The organism is Yaniella soli, assembly GCF_054782375.1.
In genome coordinates this window covers 1-10,827 of record NZ_BAAGSP010000044.1, presented here as the reverse complement: position 1 = coordinate 10,827, position 10,827 = coordinate 1, and the positions used below count along the sequence as shown (strand labels likewise).

The 10,827-nt window shown below is 53.7% G+C and carries 14 protein-coding genes; 12 read left to right on the top strand and 2 right to left on the bottom strand.

Features of this window, described 5'->3' with window-relative positions; translation table 11 throughout:
- On the top strand, nucleotides 1–192 hold a 192-nt coding region (locus tag ACYVJT_RS14565; RefSeq protein WP_499418513.1), incomplete at its 5' end, for a hypothetical protein.
- Here the strand turns inward: ACYVJT_RS14565 and ACYVJT_RS14560 are convergent.
- Nucleotides 167–1,108 carry an AraC-like ligand-binding domain-containing protein gene (locus ACYVJT_RS14560; protein WP_343959889.1) on the bottom strand — a complete coding sequence of 314 codons (942 nt, stop codon included), beginning with the start codon at nucleotides 1,106–1,108 and terminating at the stop codon, nucleotides 167–169. The two genes, ACYVJT_RS14565 and ACYVJT_RS14560, sit on opposite strands and share 26 nt — an antisense overlap.
- Nucleotides 1,109–1,345: 237 nt before the next feature.
- Between ACYVJT_RS14560 and ACYVJT_RS14555 the strand changes: the two genes are divergently transcribed.
- From ACYVJT_RS14555 to ACYVJT_RS14530, 6 genes are all read left to right on the top strand, one after another.
- Nucleotides 1,346–2,017, top strand: a complete 672-nt coding sequence (locus ACYVJT_RS14555; protein ID WP_343959887.1) for a helix-turn-helix domain-containing protein — start codon at nucleotides 1,346–1,348, stop codon at nucleotides 2,015–2,017.
- A gap of 285 nt (nucleotides 2,018–2,302) precedes the next feature.
- Nucleotides 2,303–3,547, top strand: coding sequence for a styrene monooxygenase/indole monooxygenase family protein (locus ACYVJT_RS14550; RefSeq protein WP_343959885.1), 1,245 nt, complete (start codon nucleotides 2,303–2,305; stop codon nucleotides 3,545–3,547).
- A 13-nt stretch (nucleotides 3,548–3,560) separates the two neighbouring features.
- Nucleotides 3,561–3,878: an EthD family reductase gene (locus ACYVJT_RS14545; protein WP_343959883.1), complete on the top strand. Its 318-nt coding sequence runs from the start codon at nucleotides 3,561–3,563 to the stop codon at nucleotides 3,876–3,878.
- Entirely contained in the window at nucleotides 3,875–4,381 is a 507-nt protein-coding gene (locus ACYVJT_RS14540) for a flavin reductase (protein ID WP_343959881.1), read from the top strand. Before ACYVJT_RS14545 ends, ACYVJT_RS14540 begins: the two co-directional genes overlap by 4 nt.
- A 63-nt stretch (nucleotides 4,382–4,444) precedes the next feature.
- Nucleotides 4,445–5,467, top strand: coding sequence for an AraC family transcriptional regulator (locus ACYVJT_RS14535; protein WP_343959879.1), 1,023 nt, complete (start codon nucleotides 4,445–4,447; stop codon nucleotides 5,465–5,467).
- A gap of 149 nt (nucleotides 5,468–5,616) precedes the next feature.
- Entirely contained in the window at nucleotides 5,617–7,215 is a 1,599-nt protein-coding gene (locus ACYVJT_RS14530) for an FAD-binding oxidoreductase (RefSeq protein ID WP_343959877.1), read from the top strand.
- 94 nt (nucleotides 7,216–7,309) lie between these two features.
- Here the strand turns inward: ACYVJT_RS14530 and ACYVJT_RS14525 are convergent, their stop codons facing one another.
- Entirely contained in the window at nucleotides 7,310–7,897 is a 588-nt protein-coding gene (locus ACYVJT_RS14525) for an NAD(P)-dependent oxidoreductase (RefSeq protein WP_343959875.1), read from the bottom strand.
- Between the two features lie 98 nt (nucleotides 7,898–7,995).
- Here ACYVJT_RS14525 and ACYVJT_RS14520 point away from each other — a divergent pair, with 98 nt between their 5' ends.
- The 5 genes from ACYVJT_RS14520 (at nucleotide 7,996) to rplI (ending at nucleotide 10,678) form a co-directional block, all read left to right on the top strand.
- Nucleotides 7,996–8,376 carry a winged helix-turn-helix transcriptional regulator gene (locus ACYVJT_RS14520; RefSeq protein ID WP_343959873.1) on the top strand — a complete coding sequence of 127 codons (381 nt, stop codon included), beginning with the start codon at nucleotides 7,996–7,998 and terminating at the stop codon, nucleotides 8,374–8,376.
- A 615-nt stretch (nucleotides 8,377–8,991) separates the two neighbouring features.
- Entirely contained in the window at nucleotides 8,992–9,294 is a 303-nt protein-coding gene (gene rpsF / locus ACYVJT_RS14515) for a 30S ribosomal protein S6 (RefSeq protein WP_343959871.1), read from the top strand.
- A gap of 38 nt (nucleotides 9,295–9,332) precedes the next feature.
- The gene (locus ACYVJT_RS14510; protein WP_343959869.1) at nucleotides 9,333–9,878 is read left to right on the top strand and encodes a single-stranded DNA-binding protein; all 546 of its coding nucleotides are present in this window, start codon (nucleotides 9,333–9,335) and stop codon (nucleotides 9,876–9,878) included.
- Nucleotides 9,879–9,953: 75 nt separating this feature from the next.
- The gene (gene rpsR, locus ACYVJT_RS14505; RefSeq protein WP_343959867.1) at nucleotides 9,954–10,190 is read left to right on the top strand and encodes a 30S ribosomal protein S18; all 237 of its coding nucleotides are present in this window, start codon (nucleotides 9,954–9,956) and stop codon (nucleotides 10,188–10,190) included.
- A 23-nt stretch (nucleotides 10,191–10,213) separates the two neighbouring features.
- Nucleotides 10,214–10,678, top strand: coding sequence for a 50S ribosomal protein L9 (rplI, locus tag ACYVJT_RS14500; protein ID WP_343959865.1), 465 nt, complete (start codon nucleotides 10,214–10,216; stop codon nucleotides 10,676–10,678).
- Nucleotides 10,679–10,827: the final 149 nt, after the last annotated feature.

Below are 10,827 nucleotides of genomic sequence, written 5' to 3'. Positions count from 1 at the left end.
TTTGAGCACTTCCATCTTCGAAAAGACCTCGACTTTTTTATGCCTTCAACACACCCCGGTCACCAAACCGATCTACACCCAAAATTCCGAAGAGCCCTTAAAGGCAACACCTTGTTTGGTCACGTGACGCTGACCCGGTCGGAGCGCAGCCGCATCGCTGCATTGGTCACCGAGTTGCTCGAAGAACACTGATCGATGGAAGGCTACTCCGGTGTGGTCCAAGGCGTGGGGTCCGACTTCCTGACTCGTGGTGATACTTGGTCGGAGATATGCCTACCGTTTTGCGAAATACGCGAGAGAAATAGGCAGGATCGCTAAAACCCCAGCGTCTTCCCACGGTTGCCACAGGGACCTCTTGTTGTAGGGGGTCCGCTAAGTCTTGCTTGGCTTTCTCGATCCGGTGGTTGCGGATCAAGTCAGTTACTGATTCGGTTTCTCCTTCGAATAAGTAGTGCAAGGCACGGACCGACATTTGATGAGTCGTTGCGATCGTGGTCAGGTCAAGGGAAAAGTCTGACAAGTGTCGGTCGATAAAATTCTTAACTCGCGCAATTTCGCGATGCCGCGAGCTTAAGGTGCCCGCAGAAAAGTTGAGTAGCTCATCAGCAATGAGCGTGTTCATCAGATCCACCACGTTATTCGCGACGCGCTCCCCAAGATTTCGCGTTAACTTCGGCACCACTTTTGCGGCTTGGCTCAACATCTGTGCCGACATTTCGCCCAGCTCGCGGCCTGAACCCAAAGAGGTGGCGGTAAGTTCTTGGATTCCTTCTTGGGGAAACGCAATTTGTGAATGCGGGAGCATGAGGATGTTACTGGAAAAGTCGCTGTCGAAGCTGAGGGTATAGGGTCGGGAAGTGTCGTAGATTGCCAAGGCTCCGGGTTCTAATAGGACTTCGCGACCATCTTGAATGAGTAATCCGTGACCCTGGGTCTGCAATGAAACCTTGTAATAACCTGCAGACAGACTCATTTTGTCTCTGTGGATGAGTGCTGATGTACGCCTCACTGTATGAGGCCTTGCAGACAGTGAAGTTAGTGTTAGCGTCCCATGTTGAGAAACGCTCAGCGAGCCAGAAAAATTTCCGCGATGTTCGGTTTCTGTCATCAACAGATACAAAGGAACTCGATACAGCGTTCTTCCATGCATCAAAACCCAATTTAATTACTGGTGACACTACACATTCCTTCCACGCATGTGTGACACGGATCTCGACGCGAGTCTACTCGGTCCATGATTCACTGCAATGGCAACGCTCAGATAGACTAGCGCTCATAGACACAAGGAGGCTACTGGCGGATGGCAAGCGATATGTCACCTGCCCCCACGAGGTCGAGCAGTGGGGTGAGGTCACAAACTCTGGCGCGATCACTCGACGTTCTGCAAACTCTCGCAGATGGCAAGCCACGAACTAGTCAGGAGCTTGCTGATAACCTTGGACTACACCGCTCCGTCATATACCGAGCCCTGCGTACATTCGAAGACTATTCGCTGGTGACGCGCGCCGCCGACGGACGATTCCTGTTGGGTCTGGGAATGGCGGGTCTTGCTAAAACAGCTATGGGGGATCTCGAGGCGCAGATTGAAGCTGTACTTCAGGAGCTGTCGAATGTTTCTTCCGCCACGGCGATCTTCTGCGGCCCCCAGCGCGAAGAGGCTGTTGTACTGACTTCCACTCGTCCAACGCAGCGGCTAGCGTCGGTCGCCATCAGGGTGGGTATGCGATTCTCCTTGACGCAAAGTGCTCCTGGTCTCGCAATTCTTGCACTACAGCCGCCTCGAGAACACGAAATCGATGAGGTAGCACTGGCGCGGCAAACCGGGTTTGTTCACACAAAAGGTGCCCCATTTGTCAGCCTTGAAGTAGTTGCAGTGCCTGTAGAGATGCCAGATGGACAAGAAGCGAGTCTCTCATTAATCTTCCCTACAGATGACGGTGATGTGGCAGTTATGTTTCGCCACCTGCGAGCCTATAAAGAGCGACTGACGACCCCAACAGAAGCCTGGGAAATCTAAGCGGCTTCTTCCCGTGCTTTCGTCCCATCACGATCGGGACTTGTTTTTCGAACCCTGCGGTAGATAGCCGCAGGGTTTTGCCATGCCGGTACTGCGGCCGTTGAATTCGGTTGGCTATCCGAATTGCGAAGTATCCCAAATAATCGCTCCAAACTATTGCGTGAGTAGAATCACTCCACTAGATTCGTAGCTCACATAGAGAGCATAGAAAAATGTATCTGCTCGTATATAGAGCACGAGCGTAGAGTCTAGCGCAGACAGTGACCACGGAAGGAACACACGCTTATGAAGAACATCGGTATTGTTGGAGCAGGAGTTGCAGGACTGCACCTTGGGTTGCAGTTACGGCAACACGGCATCCCAGCGACGATTTACACCAACCGCACGCCAGAGCAGGTTCGCGACGGACGTGTCATGAATAGCGTGGCGCATATGCACGTGACGGTCGCCCTTGAAGAAGACTTGGGCATCAATCACTGGACCGAAGAGCATTACTACTACGACGTGCATTATCACTACAACGGGTGGGGCGAAAAGCGTACATACCAGGGCTACTTCTCCGCTCCTTCGCGCACGTTAGACTACCGGATCTACCTGCCACGTTTGATGGAGGACTTTGTCGACCGTGGTGGAAAGATCGAATATAAGGACCTATCGGTCGCTGATATTCAGGACTTGTCTGAACGGCATGATCTTGTCGTGGTTTCAACTGGAAAAGGTGAGATTGGTGCCCTCTTCCCCAAACGTGCAGATAAGTCCCCATACGATCGTCCACAGCGTCAGCTTGCGGTCGGATTCTGGAAGGGTGTGCGTCGCCCCGAGAGAAACGGCGTTGAAATCAGCGTTATTCCCGGCGTCGGCGAACTCTTGGCGATCCCGATGTGGTCGTTCAGCGGTGACACAACAGCTCTACTGTTTGAAAGCGTCCCCGGCGGTCCACAAGAGATACTGACTCAGCAAAAAAATGACGACGATCCAGAAGCGTACCGCCAACTGACCTTGGAGATGCTGGAGACCCACCATCCAACTGTTTTCGAACGAATTGATCACTCAGCTTTCGAGCTGCAAAGCGATAAGGATCTTCTCCAGGGTGGCGTCACGCCAGTGCTCCGAGAGGACTATGCGCGCCTACCGAATGGTAAATTTGTGCTTGGACTGGGCGACGTGCACCTGACGATGGACCCAGTCCAGGCACAGGGCGCGAACTCCACTGCCTTCTCAGCTCGCGTCGTCGGAGACGCGGTCCTCGAAGACGACGTCTTCGACGAGCAGTTCATGAAAAAGGTTGCCATGCGCCGTGCGGAACGCTTGGAAGCGTCCAGTGACTGGATCAATACGATGATCCAGTCGCCAACCAATCCTCAGATTCCAGCGTTGTTCTCCGCGATGGTGGAAAGTCAAGAGCTCGCTAATGAATTTACCGAGAACTTCAACTACCCGATTGCACAACTTACATTAATAGGTAGTGAAGAGCGCGCCGAGGCTGCCATCAAACGCACTTCGGAAAACGCAAAAGTTTCGGCTAGATAAGCAAGGGATCCACATGCATAAATTAGTCGTTCTGTATTCAGAACCCGAAGATCCCGACGCGTTTATCGAGTATTACACGACGAAGCATCTACCTTTGGCAGCAAAAATTCCAGGCATGCTGAGTTGGAGATACTCAATTGAAATATCCGATTCACCAGAAAACAAAGCCCCATACTTCGCAATATTTGAAGCAGAGTTTGAAACGAAAGAATCTTTCATGTCTGCTATGTCATCACCGGAGGGACAGGCCGTGACCGAGGATGTCCCCAACTATGCAACCGGTGGAGCCACCGTCATCGACTATTCCATTTCAGGAGGAGAACAATCATGACTAACCTAAACGAAAATCAATTGCAGTTCCGTCAGGCAATGGCCCATCTTGCCGCTGCCGTCAACATCGTTACAACAGAAGGGCCACACGGAAAACTTGGCATCACTGTCACTGCCGTGTGCTCAGTCACGGACTCCCCACCAACCGTGCTTGTCTGCGTAAACCAGAGAAGCGCCGCACACGATATCTTCCAGAAGAACGGGAACGTTGCAATTAACGTTCTTGCCGGCGAGCAAAGCCAGCTCGCTCAGCATTTCGCTGGTGCCACCGAGGTCCCCATGGAGGAACGGTTTGCCTGGGATATCTGGGACGATGATGCAAAGGCCCCTAGTCTTCGTGATGCGAGGGTCGCCCTCGTCGGAAGAGTGAGCGACACCTATTCACGCGGTACCCATACTGTGATGTTTGTTGAAATTGATTCGATCCGTACTCGTAACGAGGCGGAAGCCTTGATTTACGATAGCCGCGACTTTCACAAAGTGAGCCAGTTGACCGCTGTCTAACTTCGACAGGTGCGGGCGTCTTGGTTGCAAGGCGCCCGCATTCGCCTATCTTTGGACTGAGCCATGGACACTAATCAAGCTCAAGACCCTCACGCTGGTGCGTTAGGAAAAGAGCCTGCGGCGACACGTGGAAGCCCCGGAGTCAGGAGAATTCTTGGGAACACGCCAGAACAGGCGCAACAGGTTGGCACAATGTTGTTCCATCCTCATCGGCTCCAGATTCGTAGTGGTGGTAGCGCAGGATTCGAAATGGCTACCAGTAGTCTGGATGTTGGGCCATTTACGATCGGGACGCTTGAGTACAGCTCGCCGGTCACCATTGCCACAGCGCCTTATGAGTCTTTCTACCACGTTAACGTAGCGCTCAAAGGGGCGTTCAGAACGGTCGCTGGGTCGCAGCAACTTACTGCCAATCCGGTACGGGCGGGAGTTTATCGGCCTGATGTCGATACCGCGATCAGTGGATGGGAGTCGCCATGTTTAATGATGGCGATCAAGATAAACCGGACAGACTTTGAGCGTATATCTGCGGTTTTTCTTGGGCTAGAGACACCAGTGCTTATTGATTTCTCTTTGCCCCTGCGCATCGACCAAGGCCTGGGGCTCGAATGGATGAGCTCACTGCGTAGGCTTTCTCGCCTGGCGCACCAGCCCTGGTCGCAACCTCTCGTTACGGGACAGTTGGTAGAAGAGGCAGTTATTGGGCTCCTCAGATCAGGCCAGCATTCGTATCAAGATCTTCTCAATCTGGCCCCACCGGTTCCTAACAGTTCGTTGCAGCGTGCTGTTGATCTCATTGAGAGCGTCCCTGAAGAAGCTCTTACTTTAGAATCCATTGCGTATGTTGCAGGAGTCAGTGGCAGAGCGCTTCAGCTGTCTTTTCGCAAAGAACTCGGTGTCTCACCAATGCAGTATTTGAAAGCCTGCCGTCTCGACCGTGTAGCAGAAATTTTGTTGGCATCTGCCCCGGATGGCCCATCAGTCGCCGATACTGCGCGTCGCTTGGGTTTCACCCACATGGGGCGCTTCGCAGCTGATTATGCTGCCCGACATGGTGAGTTACCTTCGACGACTCGCCAAAAATAGTTGGATATCCACTAAACGAAAGTCTGATGACGAATGTGGCTCATCCGCTTACGCTAATTACAGATACGTACACCGTGACCTGAATCACGAAAACAAGATGCGTGGTCACAAACATACCATTTTCTTAGAATCATCCAAGGAGCTTTCTTATGGAGACCGTCACAACTGCCCGCTTTCTCCCGCCGAACGTCAGCGAAGAAGATTTCACGGCTGCGATCAGTGAATTCCGTGAGGCAGTGGGGAAAGACTTTGTACATACCGATGAGGAAACTGTCAGTCAATACGACGATGCATTTCCAGTCACGAGTGACGATGAGTTCAAGGGCAGTGCTGTTATCTGGCCCGGAAACACCGAGGATGTACAAAGGATCGTTCAAATTGCTAATAGGTACATGATTCCTCTGCATGCTTTTTCTGCAGGGCGCAATCTTGGGTATGGGGGCTCTTCGCCGCAGGTGACAGGTAGCGTGTTGCTGCACATGGGGAAGCGAATGAACCGCGTGCTAGAAATCAACGAAAAGCTTGCCTATGCGGTGGTTGAGCCCGGAGTCGATTACGCCAGTCTGTATGAAGCTGTTACCGAGGCTGGGGCTGCATTGATGATCGATCCCGCCGAACTGGACTGGGGCAGCGTTATGGGCAACGTCATGGAACATGGGGTTGGCTATACCCCGTACGCGGATCATACGATGTGGCGCTGCGGCATGGAAGTCGTCCTTGCCGATGGAGAAGTGCTGCGGACCGGCATGGGGGGAATGCCAACCTCGGAAGCGTGGCACCTTTACTCCGGAGGGTTGGGCCCATCAGTCGAAGGACTGTTCGAGCAGTCTAACTACGGCATCTGTACTCGCATGGGCATACAGCTGATGCCCAAACCTGAAGAGGCTGTGAGTTTCGCCATCCATTTCGAAAATGAAAGCGATCTGGAAGCGATTATGGAGACGACGCTCCCGATGCGTATTGGTATGGCTCCGCTTCAGAACGCACCAATTGTTCGCAACGTAGTGTTTGATGCCGCTTGTGTCTCCAAGCGCAGCGACTGGCAAGAAGACGACGGCCCACTGACTGATGAGTCGCTTGAAAAAATGAAGCGAGGACTCAATATTGGGTACTGGAACGTCTATGGTACCTGTTATGGTCCACGCTGGCTCATCGATAATTACCTTGAAATTATCCGCGATGCCTACCTGAAAATTCCCGGTGCGAGATTTGAGACCACCGAAACGCTCCCTTACTCGGAGGACAACCCCGCAAGTGATTTACTGAAAGCGCGAGACGAGCTGAACCGCGGTGTGCCAAACCGCCACTCCGCAAGCGTCTTTGAATGGTTCCCCGATGCTGGGCATTTCTTCTATGCGCCTGTTTCAGCACCCAGTGGGGAGGACGCGGCAAAACAGTTCAGCGATACGAAACGAATCACTGATCAGTACTCCAAAGACTACTTGGCCCAGTTCATTATCGGCTTGCGTGAAATGCACCATATTTGTCTGCCGCTCTATGATTCTTCCGATCCCCAGAGTCGCGACGAAACTTTGGATATGACCCGTAAACTCATCGATACAGGCGCGAAGGAAGGATACGGCATCTACAGGGCTCACAACGTGTTGGCCAAGCAGGTCGCTGATACTTACAGCTTCAATAACCACATTCAACGCCGCTTCAATGAACGGATTAAAGACGTTCTTGACCCCAACGGGATACTGAATCCGGGCAAGGCCGACATCTGGCCAGCCCGGCTGCGCGACTAGACTTTTCGCCTGAATTTCGGTCCTACAAAATGCTCCCGGGAAGTTGTGCCTGATGCGTCAGGCCAACTTCCCGGGAGCAAATATGTCTACTTTTTTAGTTGGCCACCGTGAAACGTGTACCGGCGTGCTGTGGATTTTCTGCTTCATCGAGCAGAGCGACGGCGAAGTCCTCTGCTGAGATTGAATCTCCGACTGGATAGTCCTTGCCCATCGTGTATTCGCCGGTGCGTTTGCCCGGTTCGATCATGGGGGCCGGCGCCAGCATCGTCCAGTTCAGGCTTTCTGCGTTACGGTACAAATCAAGAACTGTTGCGAATGTTTGTGCTTCGGCTAAGAACGACTCAGGCAGATCAGGACTGTCTTTGAGCTGCGTTGTTTCGTCTACCTGTAGACCGCCTGCCCCGCCCACGACCAGCATGCGACCGGTTGGTCCGGCGGCGATGAGTGCCTTGTGGTTGGCGATGTCATCTTCGTACGAACCCGTACGCCCAGAAACGACGGAGATGATCGTCAGGTCTGTTTTTGGGTCGTTGATCAGTTCGACAACCTTAGCAGTGTCGGCAAAATTCAGTGGGTTCTGGCCATTGCGAGAATAGCCGCTCACTGTGTGGCCACGGTCCCTGGCTTCCGCGATTGTGCGGGATCCGACCATTCCGGTATCGCCGAGTACTACGATGTTCATCTGTTCTCCTCAAACTACGTTGACTGACGTTCAATTCCGTTACCATGGTAACTATCAGTAACCGGATACCTCAACGTAACTAGGGATGGCAGGGGCTTATGAGTGTTGGACACGATGAGAAGTTCGATATAACTGTTCAGGGATGCCCATCTCGTAGCGTGCTGCGCCACGCTACGGATCGGTGGACGCCGTTGATTGTTCCTGCACTGGCCGGCGGCGCCCTACGCTTCAGTGCTCTCAAAGAAGCGGTGGCAGGAGTCTCATCCAAGGTCCTCACCGAAACCCTGCGCTCACTGCAACGTGACGGGTTAGTGCACCGCGAAGTCTTCGTTGATCACACGCCGATCCGAGTGGAGTACGAGCTCACCGAACTAGGGCGCACATTGATTCTGCCTCTAGCGGCTCTGCGCACCTGGGCCGAAACGTATGCCCCGGATGTCTTGAAAGCGAGGGACGTATACGACGCAGGCAGCGAGTGAACTTTTGGAGGACCGTGAGGTACGCGTACTATACGTCGAGGTTACCTACAGAGATTGCTTTCGGTGACGTTGCCGCAGAACAGGCAAATGGGCTAATTGCTTGTTTCAGGCCCGTTTCTTGATGGTGATTCTCAGTTTCGTACGGCCGGTGCTTTTGGTCTGAGATATCGTCTCAATGCACTGGTATGGCGATAATGTCGCGTTGAAGGGCGGCGGACTTGATGCGCTTGATGGCTGCATTCATCGTGCTCATCGGGACGCTTGCGCATGCCCGGATGGGTGAGAGCCCGTTGGTGCGGGGTAATGGGGTCATCAAGTTTCTTAATGACTTTGGCGGCTAACAACTTGCCAGCAAGGGCCCGTAGTGCCGCCCAGTAGGTGTTCGCCGTTTTAGGATACAAGGGCATTCTGCCGGGCCGCGGATTGACGACGAGGAGCTGACCGAAAATTGACCCTGAGGACACTGATGGCCCTGTCCAGACCGAGTTCAGTTTTGGGCTGTAGTCCGCTATAATGGCGAGGTTGCTGTCTGTCCCCAGATGGGTCAGACGCTTGCACTAGAACCTCCTGTTACGGAAAGCCCGTGACCACTTAGTCCAAAGGAGGTGGGTTCACATGCGTGCATATGAACTAATGGTGCTCATCGATCCAGAGATCGACGAGCGTACCGTTGAACCAACATTGCGTAAGTACCTCGATCAGGTTATCGAGGGCGGCGGAACCGTTGACGAACTCGATGTATGGGGTCGTCGTCGCTTGGCCTACGAAATCCAGAAGAAGGACGAAGCGGTTTACGCTGTCGTAAGCTTCAACGCTACTCCTGAGCAGTCTCAGGAACTGGATCGTCAGCTCAGCCTGAACGAAATCGTGATGCGTACAAAGATCATCCGTCCGGAAGATCAGAAAATTACCCTCTAAGTTTTAGTACCACTACCTGCTACGCATAGGAGCGTGTCATGGCCGGAGAACCATATATCACTGTGGTTGGCAACCTGGCAGGTGACCCGGAACTGCGGTTTACCGCATCGGGGCACGCGGTTGCGAACTTTACGATTGCTCAGACTCCAAGAACGCGAAATCAACAATCCGGTGAATGGATTGATGATGAAACACTGTGGGTTCGGGCGTCCGTATGGCGTGAAGCGGCCGAAAACGTAGCAGAAACGCTGACCAAAGGTGCGCGAGTCATTGCGCACGGTCGGTTGAAGGCTCGGTCATTCGAAACCAAAGATGGTCAACAACGGACCAACTGGGAACTAGATGTTGACGAGATTGGCCCATCACTTCGCTGGGCTACCGCACAGGTCAACCGCACACCACGTTCTGGTGGCGGAGGATTCGGCGGCGGTGGCGGCGGCCAGGGTGCACCCGGTGGAAACTGGGGCGGCCCACCAGTCGGAGGCGGAGGCTGGGGACAGTCTGCACCGAGCAACGACCCGTGGGGTGGGGGAAGTCAGGCCGGATCCTGGGATCAAGGCAACGACGCCCCTCCACCGTTCTAAACACATTCCATAATCATTTCATTACCATCCCGCCAACCGGCGGGCTCCAGGTTATAGCTATAAAGGAGCACCAAGATGGCTAAGGCTGAAGTTCGCAAGCCGAAACCAAAACCGAATCCGCTGAAAACAGCGGAGATCGACTACATCGACTACAAAGATGTTGCTTTGCTACGCAAATTCATCTCCGATCGCGGCAAGATTCGTGCACGTCGCGTCACCGGTGTGACCGTCCAACAGCAGCGCAAAATTGCGCAGGCAATTAAAAATGCCCGCGAAATGGCACTGCTGCCGTACTCCGGTTCCGGCCGCTAAACGCTGATCAAGGGAGAGAAATCATGGCACAGCAAAAAGTCATTTTGACGCAGGAGAAACCGGGCCTCGGCTCGGCCGGCGATGTTGTTGACGTCCGCAACGGCTACGCCCGCAACTACCTGATCCCACGCGGCGAAGCTGTCCGTTGGACCGCAGGCGCGCAGCAGCAGGTTGAAGAGCTACGCGCAAACACCGCTGCTCGTTCGGCACGCAGTCTCGAAGCCGCACAGGCTCAGGCTGCACAGCTGGCAGAAGCACCAATCCAGGTTCAGATGCAGGCCGGCAGCACCGGCCGTCTGTTCGGTTCCGTCACCACCTCGGCAATTGCTGATGCAGTTGCAGACGCCGGGAAGGGCGACGTTGACCGTCGTTCCATCATCGGTGCAGGTGACATCCGTGCACTGGGCACCTACCAAATTCAGATTCGTCTGCACGAAGACGTACTCGCTGAAGTAAAATTGTCGGTTGTACCGGCACCGAAGAAATAAGTTTCTTCACTCTTTTTGGGCGGGCCTCCTCGTGGGGTCCCGCCCAAAATTGTTGTACGCCCGGCATGGGCACTTACTTGGAGGTGGAAGTCCTCTGGAGGAGAAGATGGTTTAACTCCTAGCCGATGGCAACTGCTGCATCGTGAGGT